Source organism: Paraburkholderia sp. FT54 (genome assembly GCF_031585635.1).
Taxonomy (GTDB): Bacteria; Pseudomonadota; Gammaproteobacteria; order Burkholderiales; family Burkholderiaceae; genus Paraburkholderia.
Genome location: NZ_CP134195.1, coordinates 2715905 through 2737559, shown reverse-complemented (window position 1 = coordinate 2737559; position 21655 = coordinate 2715905). Strand labels below are relative to the sequence as shown.

Sequence of the window (21655 nt, the reverse complement as noted above, 5' to 3'; positions counted from 1 at the left end):
TCTATCCTTCTGCTATCTTCTCGCCTTTGGCGGCGGTCACACGCCGGCGCCCGATCACCATCGCAAACGGGTCGTCCGCAATCGCACGTGAGTTACGCTGAGATGGCGTCGAAACGCCCGCCCAGAAAGGCTTCTGCACGCCGGGTCAGTCAGCCGGTCGACATTTTCGTGTGCATCGGTGCACTCCGAACGGGCAGCGAAATCCCAATTGCGGGGCAGAAAGAATTCGAATGCTCATCTGCTCCGCATACGCTTATTCTTTTAAAGCGACGCGAATTCGGCATGAGTTAGAGTCTCCTCTCTAAACTAAGTATGCTGACATCAAAAAAAGTTTGACCGCAGATTTTTTGTCCTGCTATCGTTGCGACCCATGAAACGAATGTGACGTTTGCGCAAAAAGTTCCGAGCGTAACGACTTATAGCGTTCAGGTTGTCTCCAGCGTTCATGCAAGGCAGAAGTGAGTGGCTCAAATTTAATCTATTAGTAGTTCTACTTAGATCGTCTATTCGACTCGCGTGACGCGCGGCCGTGGTCTCCTGGAGACGCGTCGTGTCGTCGGATCGGAGCGGGGTAGTGTCACGTCAATTTTGGACTGCGAATCGAAAATGGCAGATCGACGGATGACTGAAGTGAATGTTGTTTGCGGTAGGTAAGCGTACTGCAGTTACAGAAATGGACGGTTCACGCCGGAGGAGCAAAGGTGGGTACGAAAGTCGAAGGGCAATTTCCGGCAGCAGCGGCCCGTGTGGAGAGGCCGGGGCGCCCGCGTCAGTTTGGACGCAAGCAGCAAAACCCAGTACGCCGGTTCGGCGGCATCGCAGTCGTTCTGCTCCTGCATATTGTGTTGATCTATGCATTGATCAATGGCCTCGCCACCAAGGTGGTGCAGGTCATCCAGCATCCTATCGAAACGAAAATCATCGAACCGGTAAAGCCGCCGCCTCCGCCGCCGTTGCCCACGGTGCAATTGCCGCCGCCGAAATTCGCGCCGCCTCCGCCGCCGTTCGTGCCGCCGCCGGAAGTGCAGGTGCAAACGCCGCCGCAGCCGACCATCACTCATCAGGCGGCACCGGTCGTGTCGGCCCCCGCTGTGGCGCCGCCCGCACCGCCGGCTCCGCCCGCGCCGAGCAAGCCTGTGAGCACGGAAGTCGGCGTCGTGTGCCCGAACTCGGATCAGATCCGTTCGTCGATCCGCTACCCGAAGGAAGCGCAGGAAAACAATGTGACAGGTGACGTTCTCATTGAATTCGTCGTCGACCCGCAGGGCCATATTACAAATGAACGCGTTGCCAAATCCTCGGACGACTCCTCATTGGATCGTGCTGCATTCAACGCGGTCAAGCAGTTCACGTGCGTTTCCCAAGGCCAGGCTGTCCGTGTGCAAGTTCCGTTCTCGTTTAACCTGAACTGAATTCACCGGCTGTTCGGTACCGGTAGCGATTTATCAGTCTTAGTTTAGAAGTTGTACTAATGAACTTTGGAGCAGGCATGAAGAAGCGTACTCTCGCCGCACTGGCGGCAAGCATGTTGATCGCCGTAACCACGGTGGATACCTTTGTCGCACCGCAAATGGCCCATGCACAGGCCAGCGATGCCACGGCGTCGGCTGCCGCGCCGGCCACCGCCGCGCCGCAAACCGCGAGCTCGGCCGCCGACGAAGCAGTGCCGCCGCCGGCACCGGCCACGTCCGAGACCGTCAGCAATCCATACGGCCTTGGTGCCCTCTGGAAGAACGGTGACTTCGTCGCACGCTTCGTGCTGATCCTGCTGGTGCTCATGTCGATGGGCAGCTGGTACATCATGATCACCAAGTTCTTCGAGCAGTTCCGCGCGAACCGCCGTGCAAAAAGCGCCGACGAGCAACTGTGGACCGCGCCGTCGCTAGGCGAAGGTGCGAAGCGCCTCGACGAAGCGTCGCCGTTCCGCTTCATCGCCGAAACGGCCATCGAGGCGGGCGAGCATCATGACGAAGCACTGCTCGAAGCGGTGGATCGCAACACGTGGATCGATACCTCGGTCGAGCGTGCGATCACCAACGTGTCGAATCGTCTGCAAGACGGTTTGGCTTTCCTCGGCACGGTGGGTTCGACGGCACCGTTCGTCGGCCTGTTCGGTACGGTGTGGGGGATTTATCACGCGCTGACAGCCATCGGTATTGCCGGCCAGGCTTCGATCGACAAAGTCGCGGGTCCGGTGGGCGAGGCACTGATCATGACCGCCATCGGTCTCGCAGTGGCCGTGCCCGCGGTGCTCGGCTACAACTTCCTGGTTCGCCGCAACAAGTCGGTGATGGAACGCGTCCGTGCATTCGGCGCGCAACTGCATACCGTTCTGCTGGCCGGCAGCCGCCGTCCGGCGCGCGCCGCGGCTCGTGAAGCGTCGCTGGTTCAATAAGCGGAGTCTGTCATGGCAATGAGCGTTGGGCAGGACGACAACGACGAGGTCATCTCCAGCATCAACACCACGCCGCTCGTCGACGTGATGCTGGTTCTGCTGATCATCTTTCTGATCACGATTCCGGTCGTGACGCATACGGTGCCGGTTCAATTGCCGAAGGAGACGATCCAGCCGCTGCAGACCACGCCCAAAAGTATCGTCATCGCGGTCAACCACGACGGCGACTTCTTCTGGAACGAGAAACAGGTTGACGCGCCGACGCTGCTGGCACGCCTGAAGACCGTGTCGGTCATGACGCCGCAACCGGAAGTGCATGTTCGCGGCGACCAGAGCGCGCGTTATGAATTCATCGGCCGGGTCATTACCGAGTGCGAGCGCGCCGGTATCGCCAAGGTTTCGTTTATCACCGAGCCGCCCGCGCGCGGCGGCTAACTTTGCGTGGGACCGGACCGAGTGCTTTGCACTGGGTCCGATCAACTAGCGTTGCATGGGATCGGACCAAGTGCTTTGCACAAGATCCGATCGACAGGAGCCGATAATGGGAATGAATGTATCGTCGGGCGGCGGCAGTGAACCAGATGTGATGGTCGACATCAACACCACGCCTTTGATCGACGTGATGCTGGTGTTGCTGATCATGCTGATTATCACGATTCCGATCCAGACGCACGCCATCAAGATGAATCTGCCGGTCGGCAATCCGCCGCCGCCGATCACGCAGCCTGAAGTAGTGCAGATCGATATCGACTTCGACGGCACCACGACCTGGAACGGTCAGCCGGTGCCGGACCGCGCCGCGCTCGAATCCAGGCTCGCGCAAGTGGCCGCCGAGCCGGTGCAGGCAGAAATCCACCTGCGGCCGAACAAGCTGGTGCCGTACAAGGATGTCGCGGCGGTGATGGCGTCCGCGCAACGACTGGGCGCGACGAAGATCGGCCTGATCGGCAATGAGCAGTACATGCAATAGGGAGGGGCAATGCAAACGATTCATCAACAGTTCAGGCGCGCCGTCATCGCGGCAGCTCTCTTGCTGCCGCTCGCCTCTCATGCCGCCGACACCTTGCGGCCGGATGTGGCGAAACCGCTGAATGCTGCACAGGATCTATATCGCGCGCACAAGTACAAGGACGCGCTGACGAAGATCGATCAGGCGGCGGCCGTGCCCGGCAAGACGCCGTATGAAAGTACCATGATCGAGGAGATGCGCGGTGCGGCAGCGGCGGCGGCTGGTGAAACCGGCTTGGCTGCTCAGGCTTACGAAACGTTGCTGGGTTCCGGAAAGTTGAGCGGGGCGGATGAGCAGCGGACATCGGCGGCGCTGGCCGGCATCTACTTCCAGCAGAAGAACTATGCACAAGCCGCGAAGGTCGCGCAGCGTTATCTGAAGTCGGGTGGCGGCGATCCCGACATGCGTACCCTGCTGGTCCAGTCTTATTACCTGTCGAACGATTGCGCGAGCGTGGTGAGCCTGCTCAAGCCGGGCATCGACGCACAGGTGCACGCCGGTCACGCGCCCGACGAGTCGCAATTGCAATTGCTCGGCACGTGTGCACAACGCGTGAAGGACGATGCCACGTACCGCAGCACGCTCGAAAAGCTGGTCGCCTATCATCCGAAGCAGTCTTACTGGGACGATCTGTTCTCGGCGATTCGCAACAAGCCGGGCTATTCGTCGAAGCTCGATATCGACACGTACCGCCTGCGCCGCGCGACCGGCTCGCTGTCCACCGCCGACGATTACATGGAAATGACCCAACTGGCGATCGTGGCGGGCACCACCGCGGAAGGCAAGCAGGTCATCGATCAGGGCTTTACGTCGGGCGTTCTGGGACGTGACGCGCAGGCGGATCGCGAAAAACGTCTGCAGGCGCTTGCGGCAAAACGGGCGCAGGCGCCCGCCGATCCGGCGAATCCCGTCGCCCCCGTCGACATGGGTTTCAACCAGGTTTTCGCGGGGCAGGCGAAACAGGGTCTGGCAGCGATGGATGCCGCGATCGCCAGGGGTGGACTCGACCACCCGGACCAGGCGCAGCTGCATCTCGGTGAGGCGTACTACATGGCGGGCGACAAGGTCCGCGCGGTGCAAACCTTTCGCGCGGTGAAAGGCACCGATGGCTCGGCCGACCTCGCACGTTTGTGGGTGCTGGTGGCGTCGAAATAGGAGTACTCCGTTCCCGCTGTGTTCTATCAGACGAGATGCGTTCGACGCCTCCCATGGCGAGACCGAGGGGCGCGCTCGTGGTAAGGGACGTGGGCCGTCTCCGACACCTGTTTGTGGTTGCAGTGGCAAAGGCTTTCGGAATAGCCAAAAAGTATTCTGGACAACAAATTTTTCTGGTTATCCATGGCGGCATCTCAGTAGGCATATCTGGGATATTCCAGGAGGAACGTCGTGGTCGATAAAACATAATTTGCATCTATCAAACTATTTTTGACTACGGGATTCTGTCTTGCTATGGTCTTGCCACTCAATAACAAGGCACACGTTGCAGTCTCTATAGGAAGCAAAATCCGCGCGCTGCGCCAACGGCTCAGTCGCACGCTGGATGAAGTGGCAAAAACCGCGGGAATTTCCAAGCCCTTTCTGTCGCAAGTGGAACGGGGTCACGCAACACCTTCGATTACATCGCTAGTCGGAATTGCGCGAGCATTGGGTGTCACGGTGCAGTACTTCGTCGACACGCCGACCGAAGACAAGTCGGTGCGTAGAGGAAGCGAGTTGAAGTACTTCGGATTTGACGGGACCGCCAATCAATTTGGAAGGCTGACGAATCTGTCGGTCGGCGGCAAGCTGGAAGTGATTCTCGTCAGGATGCCGGTGGGACAGAATCCGTCGGAAGTTACGACGCATGCCGGTGAAGAATTCTTGTATGTGATGAGCGGCCAGATCTCGCTCACGTTGGAAGGCACAACGTTCGTATTGCAGGCGGGCGACACCGCGCATTACGAGTCTACCGTGCCGCACTCCTGGTCCAATACCGCGCGTGAAGAAGCAGTGGTCGTGTGGGTAGGAACGCCAAGATTGTTTTAGTGCCGTAGGCCATGCTTTAGAAAAAGCAGTCGCTCGATATTTGTAAGCATTACTTAAGTGCGCACCCGCGATTTGGGACAACAAGACGCCGCATGGCGGAAGCCATTCGCGTGGCAGTAGAAATGGCATCAATTGGAAAGCGCTGCGCATTCCGATTGCAATAAATTAGTAGTCCGACACTGGTTTATTTTGACGTTGCTTTAACGGAACGCGGCGCAAGATCGCCGTATATCGAGTAGAGCGGTCCACGAGACCACTCTTCACATACTGCTGTGGCCTTATTGACGAGCGAGAAGGGGAAAAATGAAACAAAGGGCATTGGCGCTGGCCATTAGAAGAATAGTCTGGGCTGAATTGGCATTGTCGGCCGTAATCGCCGTACCGGCGTTTGCACAAAGCCAGCCGGCCGCCACCGGCACTGCCGCAGGCGCGACGACGACGGAAAGCACCCCGGCAACGGGCACTACCGCCGCGCCGTCCGCGGATAGCAATACCGCGGCGCCCGCGGGCAAAGGGGTTCAGCAACTCAAGAAATTTGAAGTGACCGGCTCGCTGATCCGCACGTCGGACAAGGTCGGCAATACGGAAGTTCAGACCATCACGGCCAAGGATATCCAGCAAAGCGGTTATACGACCGTGGCCGACTTCCTGCGCGGCACATCGGCGAATTCGGGGAGCAGCTGGGGCCAAACGACGATGAACAGCTCCGCGCAAGGCGGTGGCGGCATTGCATTGCGCGGTTTGAGCGAGAAGTACACGCTGGTGCTGGTGGACGGGCAACGGGTGGCGAATTACGGCAAGGCGGTGAACTTCACCGATACGTTCTTCGACGTGAATTCGATCCCGCTCAACATGATCGATCACATCGACATCGTGAAGACCGGGGCGGTCTCGGTGTATGGATCGGATGCAATTGCGGGCGTGGTCAACATCATCACGAAGAAAGACTTCCAGGGCCTGCAGATCGATGGCCAGCTCGGCAAGGCGCAGCATCCGGGCGACGCGCAGGGCAACTTCGGCGTGCTCGGCGGTATCGGCGATCTGAATGGCGACCGCTTCAACGTGACGGCCGCCGCAAGCTACTACCGCGACACCGGCTCGTCGCTCGGCGATCGCGACATGACCGCGGGTCAGGACTTCAGCCAGTTCCCGGGCGGCCTCGCGGGTCCGCTCGGTCCGAACCAGCAGTCGTTCTGGACCACGGCCGACGGCACCAACATGGCGCTCAACCCCTGTCCTCCGGGCAGCGTGTCGGCGAACGGCGCGTCCACGTGTAAATCGAATCCGGCCAGTACCACCTCGCTGGTTCCGGCGATCACGCGCCTGAACGCGAAGGTGCGCGGTACCTTCAAGATCAATGACGATGTGCAGGCTTATGCCGACCTCTGGGTGAGCCGCAACGAAACCGTGCAGAACGAAGGTCCGGCAGTGCTGAGCAGCCAGACCAACGCGTTCAACCCGGCCACGGGTTCGGCGTTGCCGATCTCGCGCACGGTCTCGGGCACCAACCCGTACAACCCGTTCGGCGTGCCCACGCTGATCAACTACACGTTCCCGAACACCGTGTCGGCGGATACGGTGTCGACGTTCTGGCGTGCAATGACCGGGGTGAAGGGCTCGTTCACCACGGCGAAGTTCGGCGACTGGGATTGGTCGGCGGATTACGGCCATTCGCAGAGCACGGTCGACACGACCTACGGCAACGCGCTGAATGTTGCAGGCGTCGAGAACATTCTGCAAAACGGCGTGTTCAACTTCTCGAACCCGGCGGCCACGCCGAACGGTTTGAACGGCGTGTTCCAGAACGACTACGAGCAGGCGATCTCGAAGCTCGACAGCGTCACGGCGAAGACCTCGACGGGCAACCTGTTCAACCTGCCGGGTGGTCCGGTCGGTGTCGGTTTCGGTACGGAATTCCGGCACGAAAGCAACATCATCAACTCGCGCACGTATAGCGCGCTCGGGATTACCGCGCCGGCCAACGTGCAGATGGTCGACGGCGAGCGCAACGTGGCCGCCGTCTACTATCAGGTCGATATTCCGATCATCCGGAATTTGACGTTCACGCAGGCGGGCCGTTACGACCACTACAGCGACTTCGGTGGTGCGTTCTCGCCGAGCTTCGCATTGCGCTTCCAGCCGGTGCAGGCACTCACGACTTTCGCATCGTATAGCCGCGGCTTCCGGGCCCCGACGTTGGTCGAAAACTCGCAGGCAACCTATCTGGCCCACCAGAACCTTGTCGACCCGAACGACCCGAGCGGCACGCCGACCAAGCACTTCACGACGGAACAGGTGAACGGCAATCCGGCGCTGCAGCCTGAGCATACGAAGAACTACAACATCGGCTTCCAGCTCTCGCCGGATTCGTCGACGGATATCGGTGCGGCGTTCTACAAGATCCACATTGACGGCGTGATCGGCACGCAGGATCCGAACGCGGTGATGGATGCGAATAACCCGTCGAGCGTGATCCGCAACCCGGACGGCACGGTGGCCTACATCAAGGAACAGTTCGTCAACCTCGGCTCGCTCGATACCGACGGCTTCGACATGAACTTCCGCAAGTCGGTGGGCACGAAGTACGGCACGTTCACGCTGGCAGGCGACTGGGCCTACGTATGGCACTTCAAGCTGAATAGCCCGGGTGCGCCGACGCAGGACTTCGCCGGCAACAACCTCGCGCTGCTGCAGCCGTTCGGCGCGTCCAATCCGCGCTGGAAGGGTAATACCAGCTTCTCCTGGGATTACCGCAAGCTGACCACCACGCTGACGTGGCAGTACACTGGTCCGTACACCAACGCGGTGGCGGCCGAGTTCGGCGACGGCGGCACGCTGTCGGTGGCGTCGTACAGTCAGTTCAACCTGGTGGCCACGTATCGCGGCTTCAAGAACTGGACGATCTACGGCGGCATCAACAACATCTTCGATCGCAAGCCGCCGTTCGACGTCGAGTGGCAGGCCACCCCGGATATCACGGGCTACGACCAGTCGCTTTACACCAACATCGGCCGCTTCTTCCAGGTCGGTGCGACATACCGCTTCTGAAGTCATTGATGTTGGTGATGCACCGGCTGTCTGTCCAGCCGGTCGACCGCTCCGGTTTCCGTGCATCGGTACTGGAGCGGCGCAATTCTGTTAGAGAAGTACTTTGCAGTTTCCCGTGCACAATGCTCGTTCGAGATCACAGCGAGCGACGGCGGCCAGTAATCAGCAGTGCGGCGCCAACGGGGGAAGTTACGGGAGCGACGGCGTCGGGCCGTCACTCGCGCCTATCCGATTTACCGCGCGCCGGCCTGATGCCGGCGCGCGTCCCTAAGCATTCCGAAGATGAGACTTGTGAAGTTTCACTGGCCTCGCACCATGCGGACGGCAGCGACTGCGCCCGTGCCGCGGCGTCGCACCGTCGCGCGAATCGCGCTGTGCGCTGGTGCGTGTCTGGCATTGAGCGCGTTCTGCGCGCAGGCGCGGCCCTCGATTGCGCAATACGACGAGCCCAAATATCCCGCCGGCTTCACGCACTTCGACTATGCGGATCCCACCGCACCGGGCGACGGCAAACTCAGCTTCCAGAACTTCGATGAACTGCAGAGCTACGATTCGCTGAATCCGTTTCTCGTGCGCGGCGCGCCCGCGCCGGACATCCTGCATCTGATGTTCGATACGCTGATGCAGCGCAGCTGGGACGAACTGGCCACCGAGTATCCGCTGATTGCCGACGATGTCGAAGTCGCGCCGGACCTCGGTTCGGCCACCTTCCACATCAATCCCGCCGCGCGCTTTTCGAATGGCGATCCGATCACTGCGGCCGACGTCAAATACTCGTTCGACACATTGACGAGCCCGAAGGCCTCGCCGCTCTTCAACGCGCAGTTCTCAGTCATCAAAAGCGCGACCGTAGTCGACAAAAACACGATCCGCTTCGTTTTCAGGCACGCCGAGCGCGACGCGCCGCTGATCGCCGGCGATCTGCCGATCTTCTCGCCGAAGTGGGGCATGCGCGCGGACGGCACACGCCTACCGTTCGACCAGATCGCGAACGAGCCGCCTGTCGCGAGCGGTCCGTATCTGATCGAGTCGCGCAAGAACGACAAGCAGATCACCTATCGGCGCAACCCCGAGTACTGGGCCGCGAATCTGCCGTCGCGGCGTGGCATGTTCCGTTTCGCGAGCATCACATTCAAACTCTATCGCGATCATTACACGCAACTGGAAGCGTTCAAGGCCGGCGACGCCGACGCGATCGTCGAATACAGCGCAACGCAATGGGCGCGTAAATACGTCGGCAAGAACTTCGACAATGGACTGCTGAAGAGGGGAGAGTTCGCCGACGGCCCCGCGCAGATGCAAGGCATGCTGATGAATCTGCGCAAGCCGATGTTTCAGGACTCGCGCGTGCGTCACGCGTTGACGATGGCATTCGACTACGACTGGATGAACCGCATGATGTTTTACGGTCAATACCGGCGCACCAGCAGCTATTTCGCGGCGAGTCCGTTCGGCGCGACCGGCATGCCCGGCCCGAAGGAACTGGCGCTGCTTGAACCATTGAGAGCCAGCGTGCCGCCGGAAGTGTTCGGTCCCATGCTCAAGCAACCCACGACGATTGCACCGGATTCCTTGCGCGGCAACTTGTGCGCGGCGCGCGATCTGTTGGCGCAAGCCGGCTGGCACTATCGCGATGGCGCTTTGCGCGACGCCAACGGCACGCCGATGACGATCGAGATCATGGACGATCAGCCCGGCATGGACCGCCTGATCCTGCCGTACATGCAGGCCCTCGGCATGCTCGGCATTCAGGCACATATGCGCGAGATCGACAGCGCGTTGTACCAGAAGCGGCTGGATAACTTCGAGTACGATATGACCACCTTCATCTATCCACCGGTGACGATTCCCGGCGCGGAATTGACACGCCGCTTTGGCAGCGCGGCGGCGTCGGAAATCGGCTCGGAAAACTATCCGGGCATCCGCTCCAAAGCGGTCGACTCGCTGATTCACTCAGCACTCTCCGCCGACAATCTCGACGACCTGCAAGCGGCGACCCGCGCGCTGGATCGCGTGCTGATCTATTCGTTTTACCTCGTGCCGGAGTATTACGCGCCGGGCGCGCGAATCGGCTACAAGTCGACGCTCGGTCACCCGGACAAAGTGCCGATGTCGTATCAATACGAAGACTGGGTGATCGACTACTGGTACACGAAAACGCCGGCCGCCCAGACCGCATCTTCCACCGCGGCCACGGCCGCCACGGCCCACTGAGGCACAGCATGCTTGCCTACATTCTCAGACGATTGTTGTTGATGGTGCCGACCCTGCTCGGCGTGGTCACGCTGACCTTTGTCGTCACGCAGTTCGTGCCGGGTGGGCCGGTCGAACAGGTGATGACGCAACTCCGCCACGGCGGCGGCCGTGGCGGAGAGGCGGGCGCGGGCGGCGGCGGTTATCACGGCAGCCAGGGTGTCGATCCGCAGCAGATCGAGCAGATCAAGAAGCAGTTCGGCTTCGACAAGCCGCCGCTCGAACGCTATCTGCTGATGCTCAAGCGCTACGCGACGTTCGACCTCGGCGAGTCCTACTATCAGCACGACAGCGTGTGGGACGTCATCAAATCGAAGCTGCCGGTGTCGATCACGCTCGGCTTGTGGACGGTGCTGCTCACCTATCTGATATCGGTGCCGTTGGGGATCGCGAAAGCGGTGCGCAACGGCTCGCGTTTCGACACCGTCACGAGCGTGCTGGTGCTCGCGGGCTATGCCATTCCCGGCTTCGTGCTCGGCGTATTGCTGCTGATGTTATTCGGCGGCGGCACGTTCTGGCAGGTGTTTCCGATGCGCGGCCTCACGTCGGATAACTTCAATGATCTCAGCGCGTTTGGCAAAGTGCTCGACTATCTGTGGCACATCGTGTTGCCGGTCACGGCGTCGGTGGTCGGCAACTTCGCGATCGTCACCATTCTGACGAAGAACACGTTTCTGGAGGAAATCGGCCGGCAGTATGTGCTGACCGCGCGCGCCAAGGGCGCACCGGAGCGCGACGTGCTGTGGAAACATGTGCTTCGCAACGCCGCCATTCCGCTGCTCACCGGTTTGCCGGCGGCTTTCGTCGGCGCGTTTCTAAACGGGAATCTGCTGATCGAAACGCTGTTCTCGCTCGACGGCATGGGCCAGCTGTCGTACGACTCCGTGATTCGCCGTGACTACCCGGTCGTGCTCGGTTCGCTGTTTCTGTTCACGCTGATTGCCCTCGTAACCAAACTCATTGCTGACGTCTGCTATGTCCTCGTCGACCCCCGCATCCAATTCAACCGCCTGGACCGCTGACGCGGCCGGCGCGGCGCACGCGGCGTCGCCGTCTCCGTGGCGGCGTACGTGGCGGCGCTTCAGGCAGCAGCGTCTGGGCTACTGGAGCCTCGTGATCTTCGTGTCCCTGTTCGCCATCAGCCTGCTCGGCGAGGTGTTGTCCAACGATCGTCCGTTGCTCGTGCGTTACGACGGACACTACTATTTCCCCATCGTGAAGGACTATCCGGAGACGCTGTTCGGTGGCGATTTTCCGGCGCGTGCGAACTATCTCGATCCGTATATCCGTTCGCGGCTCGAATCGAACGGCAACTTTGCGATCTATCCGCCGAATCATTTCCACTACGACACGATCGACTACTTCGCCGCGCATCCTTATCCGGCTCCGCCTACCACGAGCAACTGGCTCGGCACGGACCAGTTCGGGCGCGACGTGCTGGCGCGGCTGCTGTACGGCTTCCGCCTGTCGGTGCTGATGGCGTTGGCGCTCACGGTGTCCGGTGTCGTGGTCGGCGTGCTGACCGGCGCGGTGCAGGGCTTTTACGGCGGGCGCACCGATCTGATCGGCCAGCGTCTGATCGAAATCTGGAGTTCGATGCCTGACCTGTACCTGCTGATCATCTTCGCGTCGATCTTCGAGCCCACGTTGTGGCTGCTCTTCATTCTGCTGTCGATGTTCGGCTGGCTCGTTCTGTCCGATTACGTACGCGCCGAGTTTCTTCGCAACCGTTCGCTCGATTACGTCAAGGCGGCGCGCACGATGGGTCTGTCCAACTGGCAGATCATGTGGCGTCATGTTTTGCCGAATAGTTTGACGCCGGTGATTACCTTCCTGCCATTCCGCATGAGCGCCGCGATACTCTCGCTGACCAGCCTCGACTTTCTCGGCCTCGGCGTACCGCCACCGACACCCAGCCTCGGTGAATTGCTGCAGGAAGGCAAGAATAATCTCGACGCATGGTGGATCTCGATGTCGGCGTTTGCGGCGCTGGTGATTACGCTGCTGCTGTTGACCTTCATGGGCGACGCGCTGCGCAATGCGCTGGACACGCGCTCGCGCGGTTCGGCTTTCGGCGGAGGTCCGCGATGACGACCACTCAGGTGCATATCAACCGGCCGTTGCTGGAAATCGACCGTTTCTCCGTGCGTTTCGGCGACAAGGTCGCCGTGCATGAACTCAGCCTGTCCATCGCACGCGGCGAGCGCGTGGCGCTGGTCGGCGAATCGGGTTCGGGAAAGAGCGTCACCGCGTTATCCATTTTGCGGCTCGTCGAGCATGCCGAATTGAGCGGCCGCATGCTGCTCGATGGAGAAGACCTGCTGCAGAAAACCGAGCACCAGATGCGTGGCCTGCGCGGCGCCGACGTCGCGATGGTGTTTCAGGAACCGATGACGGCGCTCAATCCGCTCTTCACGATCGGCAAGCAGATTGCGGAGAGTCTTCGTTTGCATGAAGGTTTGCGGCCCAATGCGGCGCGTGAGCGCGGCATCGAATTGCTCAGGCGCACCGGCATTCCTGAGCCGGAACGGCGCATCGACAGCTTTCCGCACCAGTTGTCCGGCGGCCAGCGGCAACGCGCGATGATCGCCATGGCGCTCGCGTGCCGTCCGCGTTTGCTGCTCGCCGACGAACCGACCACGGCGCTCGACGTCACCGTTCGCCAGCAGATCGTCGATCTGTTGATTTCGTTGCAGGAGCAGGAAGCGGCGGAGCGCGGCATGGCCGTGCTGCTGATCACGCACGACCTGAATCTGGTGAAGCGTTTCGCCCAGCGCGTCGCGGTGATGGAAAAGGGCGTGCTGGTCGAAACCAATACGACCGAGGCGTTGTTTGGGAATCCGCAGCATCCCTACACGCGGCGCCTCCTCGACAGCGAGCCGCAACGCGCGCTCGCACCGGTCGAAAAGGGCGCGCGCCGGTTGCTCGAAGTACAAGGCCTGGCCGTCGACTACCGCACGTCGGCGAAAGGCTGGCGCTCCATGTTCGGGCGTTCCACATTCCGCGCGGTGCATGACGTCGATCTGAACGTGCGGCGCGGCGAAACGCTCGGCATCGTCGGCGAATCGGGCTCGGGTAAATCGACGCTGGCGGCCACCGTGCTCGGGCTGCAACAACCGGCCGCCGGTCATATCCATATCGACGGCTTGCCGCTTTCCACGCTCAGGACGGCGAGCTCACGCCGTGCGCTGTATTCGCGCATGCAAGTCGTGTTTCAGGACCCGTTCGGCTCGCTGTCGCCACGCATGACGGTGGAGCAGATCATCGGCGAGGGGTTGGCCGTGCATAAGCCGGAAGTGGATGCGAAGGCGCGGCGCGCGCGCATCGGCAGTCTGCTCCAGGAGGTCGGCATGCCCGCCGACGCGATGCTGCGCTATCCGCACGAATTCTCCGGTGGCCAGCGTCAACGTATTGCGATTGCACGCGCACTGGCGGTCGAGCCGGAATTGCTGGTGCTCGACGAGCCCACCAGCGCGCTCGATGTCTCGATCCAGAAGCAGGTGCTGAATCTGCTGACAAATCTGCAGAAAAAGTACAAGCTAAGCTATTTGTTCATTACGCACGATCTGGCGGTGATGCGAGCCATGGCGCATCGTGTGATCGTGATGAAGTCGGGACGCATCGTCGAAGCCGGCGACACGCTCGATGTGTTGCATGCGCCGACGCATCCTTATACCCAGTCGCTGCTGGCCTCGTCGCTCAACGTGCCGGAGCCGGGCACCGGCACGACTCATACGGGACACGCCAATGATTGACGAACGTTGGGCGCAGGCTGCCCAAACGCTGAAGAGCCGCGCGGCCTTCTGGTCGCTGCGGATTGTCGATGGACAGATCGACGACCACGAGATCCGTAACGACATCGCGCAGCCGCTGCGCACGGTGTGCGACCGCGGTGCGATGCTGATCGCGTGGGTGGGCGCCGGCGCAGGCTATGCCGCGACGGCGAATCTGTCGGCGGCGGGTTTGCAGGCGGCGCTTGATATCGCCACCGCACGCGCGGAGGCGAGCGCGGCCTTGTCGTTGATCGACCATCGCGAAGTCGCGCGTCCGGTTGCGAGCGGCCAGTACGTGTCGCCGAATGCGCAACGCCCATTGCCGAGCCGCGCCGAATGGCTCGCGCTTCTCAGCGCGGAATGCGCGGGCGCGAACCTCGATGCAAAGATTGTCGAACGTGTGGCAGCGGTGCAGATCACGCACACCGATCAGCTTTACATCACTGGCGACGGTGTACGGATCGACCAGCAGTTCCGCTTCGTGATGCCGCAACTGAGCGTCGCCGCGCACGCGAATGGCGATACCCAGGTTCGCACGCTGGGCGGCAACTACGGCACGCTCGGACAGGGCGGCATGGAAGTGCTGGCGCGCTTCGGCTTCGAAGGCTCGGGCGCGCGCGTCGCTAACGAGGCGCTGCAATTGCTGGCTGCGCCGAACTGCCCATCCGGCAAGCGCGATCTGTTGCTGATGCCCGACCAGATGATGCTGCAGATTCACGAATCGATTGGCCATCCGCTCGAACTGGACCGCATTCTCGGCGACGAGCGCAACTTCGCGGGCTGGAGCTTCGTCAAGCAGGACATGTTCGGTTCGTATCGCTACGGTTCGGAACTGCTGAACGTCACCTTCGATCCGGAGCTGCGCGAAGAAGCGGCAGCCTACGCATTCGACGACGACGGCACCGAAGCACACAAGCAGTATCTGATTCGCAACGGCGTGCTGGAGCGTCCGCTTGGCGGCGCGCTGTCGCAGCAGCGCGCACGCATGCCGGGTGTGGCGAACTCGCGCGCGTCGAACTGGAACCGGCCGCCGATCGACCGCATGGCGAATCTGAATATCGAGCCCGGCGAGAGTTCGCTGGAGGAGATGATCGGCAATATCGAACACGGCATTCTGATGCGCACCAACACGTCCTGGTCAATCGACGACCATCGCAACAAATTCCAGTTCGGCTGCGAGTTCGGCCAGTTGATCGAGAACGGCAAGCTCGCGCAAGTCGTCAAACAGCCGAATTACCGCGGCATTTCGGCGAATTTCTGGCGCAGCCTGAGCGCGGTGGGCAACGCGGGCACGCGCGAAGTGTATGGCACGTCCATGTGCGGCAAAGGCGAACCGGCGCAGATCATTCGCGTCGGCCATGCGTCGCCGGCCTGCGTGTTCAGCGATGTCGACGTGTTCGGAGGCGCATGATGAGCCAGTTCATCACTTCGCGCGCCGCTACGTCGGTGGATTGGGAGCGGCATTTCGCTTTGCTCGCCGATGCGATCGAGCGTCTTCAGCAAGGCGGCGAAACTACGCTGAGTTCTTTCGCCGGCGAGCAGTCCGACTTCATTCGTTTCAATTCGGGCAAGGTGCGGCAGACCGGTAGCGTGTCGCAAGGCAAGCTGACTTTGCGTCTGATCGACGGCGCACGTCAGGCCTATTCCACGCTGACGGTCTGCGGCGATCTGCAACAGGATCTCGACGAAGTGAGCGCCGCGCTCGCCACGTTGCGTGAAGGTCTGCGCGATGCGGCGGACGATCCGCATCTGCTGTTCGACACGTCGAAATGGCAGCGCACGACGCAGCGCTCCGGCAAGCTGCCGAATCCAGACAGCCTCGCGCGTATCGTCGCGGAATGCGCGCAAGGGCTCGATTTCGTGGGCTTCTATGCGGGCGGCACGATCGTGCGCGGCTTCGCAAGCACGAACGGCAGCCGTGGCTGGTATGAGGTGGACAACTTCAATTTCAGCTGGTCGCTGTACGACCCGAGCGGCCGCGCGATCAAGACAACTTACGCAGGCGACGACTGGAGCGATGCCGTGTTCGCGCGCAAAGTCGAGCAAGCCGCGACACGTCTTGCCGTGCTCGCGCGCACGCCGCGCGCATTGGCGCCGGGACGTTACCGTTCCTATCTCGCGCCTGCCGCGCTCGCGGAACTGCTCGGCGTCACCGCATGGAGCGGCTTTTCCGCACGCGCCCAGGCGAGTTCACGCAGCGAGTTGTACAAGCTGCATGTGGGAGAAGTCGTAGTCGACCCGCGCGTCACGGTCAGCGAAGATCTGAGTCTCGGCATCACGCCAGGTTTCAACGACGACGGCTACCTGCGTGACAGTGTTCCGTTGATCGAGGCCGGCCGCAGCGCCGAACGCCTGACCAACGCACGCAGCGCACGCGAGTACGGGTTGACGCCCAACGGCGCGCTCGCCAGCGAGTCGCCGGCCGCGCTCTCGATGCAAGCGGGCGATCTGCTGGAAGAAGACGTACTCGCAAAGATCGATACCGGGCTCTACATCGGCAACCTTTGGTACGTGAACTTCTCCGACCGCATGAATTGCCGTCTCACCGGCATGACGCGCTTCGCGACGTTCTGGGTCGAGAATGGAGAAATCGTCGCACCGCTAGATGCCATGCGTTTCGACGACAGCCTGTACCGTTTGCTCGGCAGCGAACTCGAACAACTCGGCGCGCAGGCCGAACTGCTATTGAGCGACTCGACATGGGGCGAGCGCGCCACGGGCGGCATGCAATTGCCGGGCATTCTGGTGAGGTCATTCGAATTGACGTTATAAGCCTATGGATAGACCAATAAAAACAGATTCAAAACCTGAGAGCTTGCCCGAGGGCCTGACGCTGCGCGCGTTGCGCGTGGCCGACGCGGAACAATTTCATGCGCTGCTCCAGTTGCCCGCGGCGATGAACGGCAATCCGCAGATTCCGTTTCGGACCATTGCCAGCACGCGCGAGTACCTGCAAAAACTCGAGGCGCCCGAAATCGCCATCGCGGCGACGGTGGGCGATACGCTCGTCGGTCAGGCGAGCCTTAGACCTTTAAAGGGGCGCCGCGCGCATGCCGCATCGCTTGGCATTGGCGTGCACGACGCATGGCAGCGGCGCGGCATCGGTGATGCGCTGATGGCCGAACTGCTCGATCTCGCCGACAACTGGCTCGGTCTGCGCCGCGTCGAGTTGCATGTCTACACCGATAACTACGCGGCACTCGCGCTATATCGCAAGTTCGGCTTCGAGGTCGAAGCGCGTCAGCGCGGCGCGGTATTGCGTCGCGGCGTGCTGATCGATTGCTTCTTCATGGCGCGGCTGCGCGAGCCGGCGCCGTGGATGCCGCCGCCACAGGCCGTCCATCTCGCTGCGGAATAAGACCATGAAAGAAACAAGGTTGCCTGGTGACGCCGAACATTGCAAATGTATTGCGGTGCGCGCGCTCGAATCGTCGGACATGGATGCGTTCGCCGAGATTATGAGCCTGCCCGGCGTGCGGCGCGGCACGCTGTCCGTCGGCTATCGCAGTCCCGAACAACTCGCGGCGTGGTACGAGCGGCGCCTCAAAGGCGGCGTGAATGTATGCGCGATTATCGACGGACGCGTGGTCGGCCATGCCGGGTTGGAGGTCCACCGGTCGAGCCGCGCGCACTGCGCGCATTTAGGCGTTGCCGTGCACGATGCGTATCATGGCCGCGGTGTCGGCGCCGCGCTTCTGGAAGGGCTGACCGATTGCGCGGACGCGTCGCTCGGTTTGCGCCGCATCGACCTCACGGTGTTCTCCGACAACGCGCCGGCCATCGCGCTGTATCGCAAGTTCGGCTTTGTCGAAGAAGGCCGCTCGCGCGGTTTTGCCATGCGCGACGGCATGTTGGCCGACGTGCTGCATATGGCCCGTCTCGTCGACGCGCCGCGCCTCCAGACCATCTGAACGGATTCTTTGCGTGCCATTTTTCTTCATCGACCGCCCGGTCTTCGCATGGATCGTCGCGCTCGCCATCGTCGTGGCGGGCGCGCTGGCTATCCCGCAACTGCCGGTGGCGCAGTATCCGCGCCTTGCGCCGCCGCGCATCGTGATATCCGCCATGTATCCGGGGGCCTCGACTGAAGTCGTGGACGCCAACGTCGGCAGCATCATCGAGGAGAGTCTCGACGGTGCCGACAATATGCTGTACTACCAAACGACCAGCGACAACCTGGGCGAGCTCGAAATCGACGCGACCTTCGCGCCCGGCACCAATCCGGATCTCGCGCTGGTCGACATCCAGAACCGGCTCAAGCAGGTCGAGCCGCGTTTGCCGCAGCAGGTGGTGCAGCAGGGCATCAGCGTGTTCAAGGCGGCCAACACGTTCCTGATGCTGGTCGCGCTGAGTTCCACCGACGGCACGCGCGACTCCGTGCAATTGAGCGACTATCTGAGCCGCTACGTGTTGCGCGAGCTGAAGCGCGCGCCCGGCGTGGGCTCGGCCCAACTCTGGGACGCCGACGAAGCGCTGCGCATCTGGCTCGACCCGATGAAGCTGCGCGAATACGGCCTCGGCGCCGCCGAGGTGAACGCCGCCATCGCCGCACAGAACGCGACCGTGACGGCGGGCACGCTCGGCGACGCGCCGTTCGTGCCGGGGCAGCAACTGACGGCCTCGGTGAGCGTGAAAGGACAGCTGATCTCGCCGGCCGAATTCGGCCAGATCGTGCTGAAAGCGCGGCCCGACGGCTCGGCTGTGCGCCTGCGCGACGTCGCGAGGGTCGAACTCGGGCGTGACAACTACTCGTACTACTCGCGCCTGAACGGCAAGGCTGCGGCCACGGTCGGGATTCAACTCGGGCCGCGCGGCAACGCGCTGGAAACGTCGAACGCGATTCGCGCGCGGCTTGCCGAGCTGGCAAAGGGCTTGCCTTCGGGCGTCGCCATCGAAATCCCGTTTGACAATGCGCACTTCGTGCAGATCGCGATTCACGAGGTGCTTGTCACGCTCGCGGAAGCGGTGGTGCTGGTGTTCTTCGTGATGTGGCTATTTCTGCGCGATCTGCGCTACACGCTGGTGCCCACCGTGGTGATTCCGGTCACGCTGATGGGCGCGTTTCTCGCCATGTATGCGTGCGGTCTGTCGATCAACGTGTTCACGATGTTCGGACTCGTGCTCGCCATCGGCATTCTCGTCGACGACGCGATCGTGGTGGTGGAGAGCGTGCATCGCGTGATGGAAGAAGAGGGCTTGCCGCCACGCGAGGCCACGCGCCGTGCCATGTCGCAGATCGGCGGCGCGATCGTCGGCGTCACGGCGGTGTTGACGGCGGTGTTCGTGCCGATGGCGTTCTTTCCCGGAGGCGTCGGCGGGATTTACCGGCAATTCGCGGTGGCGATGATCGCGTCGATGCTGGTGTCGTCGTTCATGGCCTTGTCGTTGACGCCCGCGCTGTGCGCGAATCTGCTGAAGGCGCAGACGCGATCGGTGCGGCAACGCGATGCGCGGCGCGGCTTTCCTGGTTTCGCGGCGCGTGCGGCAAGCCGCTTCACGTCTGGCTTCGATCGCGCCGCGCGTGGATATCGCGGCCTGACCGCGCGCACGCTGCGCCGCATCGGCCCGATGCTGGCTGTCTACGCGGTGCTGGTCGCCGCATGCGGCGTGCTCTACTGGCAGATGCCCGGTGGTTTTCTGCCGAGCGAAGACGAAGGTCAGTTGCAGGTGATGGTGCAATTGCCCGCGGGCGCCACCCAGGCACGCACATTGGCTGTCGTGCAACGCATGGAAAAGATTCTCCATGCCGAGCCCGCCATCGCGAATGTCACGAGTGTGATCGGCTGGAGTTTTTCCGGCAGTGGCCAGAACGTGGCGATGGGATTCGTCGAACTCAAGGACTGGGGCCAGCGCGATATCGATGCACTGGCGCTGCGCGACCGGCTCAACGCAAAGTTCGACAAGATTCTGGACGGCAACGTCGAGGCGCAATTGCCGCCTTCGGTGCCGGGACTCGGACATTCGGAAGGTTTCGTGTTCCGCCTCGAGGATCGCGGCGGAGTGGGGCTCGACGCGCTGAAGGCCGCGCGCGAGCAACTCTTCGCGCGGGCGAAGGCGAGTCCGGTGCTGGCCTCGGTGCACTCGGAAGATCTGCCTGACGCGCCGCGCGTCGAGCTGATCGTCGACCGCGCGAAAGCGTACGCGCTCGGCGTGTCGTTCGATCGCATCTCGGACGTGCTGGGCAGCACCTTCGGCTCGACCTATATCGACGATTTCCCGGCCGGCGGCCGCATGCGCCGCGTGATGATCGCCGCCGACGCCGCCACGCGCATGACCGAAGACGATCTGCTCGCGCTCGCCGTGCCCAACTCGACGGGCGGCATGGTGCCGCTCTCGGCCATCGCGACGCGTCAGTGGACGATCGGCCCGGTGATGCTGACGCGCTACAACGGTTATCCGTCGCTCGACGTGAGCGGCCATGCGGCGCCGGGCTATAGCTCCGGTGCGGCCATGGCTGAGATGGAGCGGCTCGCGGCTTCGTTGCCGGTCGGTGTGCGCTATGACTGGGTCGATGCGGCACGCGAGGAAACCGCGGCCGCGAAACTCACGCCGCTGCTGATCGGCCTCTCGTTGCTGGCGGTCTTCATGGCGCTGGCCGCGCTCTACGAAAGCTGGACGATCCCGCTTGCCGTGCTGATGGTCGTGCCGCTCGGCGTGATCGGCGCGGTCGCGGCGGTGCTGTTGCGTGGCATGCCTAATGATGTGTACTTCAAGGTCGGCATGATCACGGTGATCGGCCTCGCGGCGAAGAACGCGATTCTAATCGTGCAGTTCGCCCGCGATCTGTACCAGCGTGGCCTGCCGTTGACGCGCGCCGTGACCGAAGCCGCGGGCGCGCGCTTCCGGCCGATCGTGATGACCTCGGCGGCGTTCCTGCTAGGCGTCGTGCCGCTCGTGGTGTCGAGCGGCGCGGGCGCCGAAAGCCGCCGCTCGATTGGCACGGGTGTATTCGGCGGGGTGCTGGCTGCCACGCTGTTCGGGCTGGTGTTCGCGCCGGTCGCGTTCCATGCGGTCGCATCGCTCACGCATGGCCGGCGACGGCTTGCGGAGCTGCATCGCAAGCGTGAGCAACGGCGGATGCGCCGTGCCGCGGTCGAACGCGGATCATTCGACGAATCGCCAACCGCCTGACTGTGCTTCACCAACGCCGTG

General features: G+C 62.2%; 16 protein-coding genes. All 16 read left to right on the top strand.

What is annotated here, in order from left to right:
* Window positions 1–701 precede the first annotated feature (701 nt).
* The 16 genes from RI103_RS12660 (at window position 702) to RI103_RS12585 (ending at window position 21634) form a co-directional block, all read left to right on the top strand.
* Window positions 702–1412: an energy transducer TonB gene (locus RI103_RS12660; RefSeq protein ID WP_310812343.1), complete on the top strand. Its 711-nt coding sequence runs from the start codon at window positions 702–704 to the stop codon at window positions 1410–1412.
* A 77-nt stretch (window positions 1413–1489) separates the two neighbouring features.
* Complete coding sequence (locus RI103_RS12655; RefSeq protein WP_310812342.1) at window positions 1490–2395, top strand: MotA/TolQ/ExbB proton channel family protein; 906 nt, start codon at window positions 1490–1492, stop codon at window positions 2393–2395.
* A 12-nt stretch (window positions 2396–2407) separates the two neighbouring features.
* Entirely contained in the window at window positions 2408–2830 is a 423-nt protein-coding gene (locus tag RI103_RS12650; RefSeq protein ID WP_310812341.1) for a biopolymer transporter ExbD, read from the top strand.
* Window positions 2831–2936: 106 nt separating this feature from the next.
* Window positions 2937–3365: a biopolymer transporter ExbD gene (locus RI103_RS12645; protein ID WP_035551441.1), complete on the top strand. Its 429-nt coding sequence runs from the start codon at window positions 2937–2939 to the stop codon at window positions 3363–3365.
* Between the two features lie 9 nt (window positions 3366–3374).
* Entirely contained in the window at window positions 3375–4559 is a 1185-nt protein-coding gene (locus tag RI103_RS12640) for a tetratricopeptide repeat protein (protein WP_310812340.1), read from the top strand.
* Between the two features lie 294 nt (window positions 4560–4853).
* Window positions 4854–5429, top strand: a complete 576-nt coding sequence (locus RI103_RS12635; protein WP_310812339.1) for a cupin domain-containing protein — start codon at window positions 4854–4856, stop codon at window positions 5427–5429.
* Window positions 5430–5732: 303 nt separating this feature from the next.
* Complete coding sequence (locus RI103_RS12630) at window positions 5733–8477, top strand: TonB-dependent receptor (protein ID WP_310812338.1); 2745 nt, start codon at window positions 5733–5735, stop codon at window positions 8475–8477.
* A 282-nt stretch (window positions 8478–8759) separates the two neighbouring features.
* Window positions 8760–10691: an extracellular solute-binding protein gene (locus tag RI103_RS12625; protein ID WP_310812337.1), complete on the top strand. Its 1932-nt coding sequence runs from the start codon at window positions 8760–8762 to the stop codon at window positions 10689–10691.
* Between the two features lie 8 nt (window positions 10692–10699).
* Window positions 10700–11752 (top strand): ABC transporter permease subunit, encoded by a 1053-nt coding sequence (locus tag RI103_RS12620; RefSeq protein ID WP_310812336.1) that lies wholly within the window; start codon window positions 10700–10702, stop codon window positions 11750–11752.
* The gene (locus RI103_RS12615; RefSeq protein ID WP_310812335.1) at window positions 11706–12821 is read left to right on the top strand and encodes an ABC transporter permease; all 1116 of its coding nucleotides are present in this window, start codon (window positions 11706–11708) and stop codon (window positions 12819–12821) included. The genes RI103_RS12620 and RI103_RS12615 overlap by 47 nt, the downstream gene beginning before the upstream one ends.
* Window positions 12818–14485 carry a dipeptide ABC transporter ATP-binding protein gene (locus tag RI103_RS12610; RefSeq protein WP_310812334.1) on the top strand — a complete coding sequence of 556 codons (1668 nt, stop codon included), beginning with the start codon at window positions 12818–12820 and terminating at the stop codon, window positions 14483–14485. The genes RI103_RS12615 and RI103_RS12610 overlap by 4 nt, the downstream gene beginning before the upstream one ends.
* Entirely contained in the window at window positions 14478–15914 is a 1437-nt protein-coding gene (locus RI103_RS12605; RefSeq protein WP_310812333.1) for a TldD/PmbA family protein, read from the top strand. The genes RI103_RS12610 and RI103_RS12605 overlap by 8 nt, the downstream gene beginning before the upstream one ends.
* Entirely contained in the window at window positions 15914–17275 is a 1362-nt protein-coding gene (locus RI103_RS12600) for a metallopeptidase TldD-related protein (RefSeq protein ID WP_310815229.1), read from the top strand. Before RI103_RS12605 ends, RI103_RS12600 begins: the two co-directional genes overlap by 1 nt.
* A gap of 43 nt (window positions 17276–17318) precedes the next feature.
* A complete protein-coding gene (locus RI103_RS12595; RefSeq protein WP_409076941.1) occupies window positions 17319–17861 on the top strand; it encodes a GNAT family N-acetyltransferase in 543 nt (180 codons plus the stop codon).
* 4 nt (window positions 17862–17865) lie between these two features.
* On the top strand, window positions 17866–18414 hold the full coding sequence (locus RI103_RS12590; RefSeq protein WP_310812331.1) for a GNAT family N-acetyltransferase: 549 nt from the start codon (window positions 17866–17868) through the stop codon (window positions 18412–18414).
* A gap of 13 nt (window positions 18415–18427) precedes the next feature.
* The gene (locus tag RI103_RS12585; RefSeq protein WP_310812330.1) at window positions 18428–21634 is read left to right on the top strand and encodes a multidrug efflux RND transporter permease subunit; all 3207 of its coding nucleotides are present in this window, start codon (window positions 18428–18430) and stop codon (window positions 21632–21634) included.
* Window positions 21635–21655: the final 21 nt, after the last annotated feature.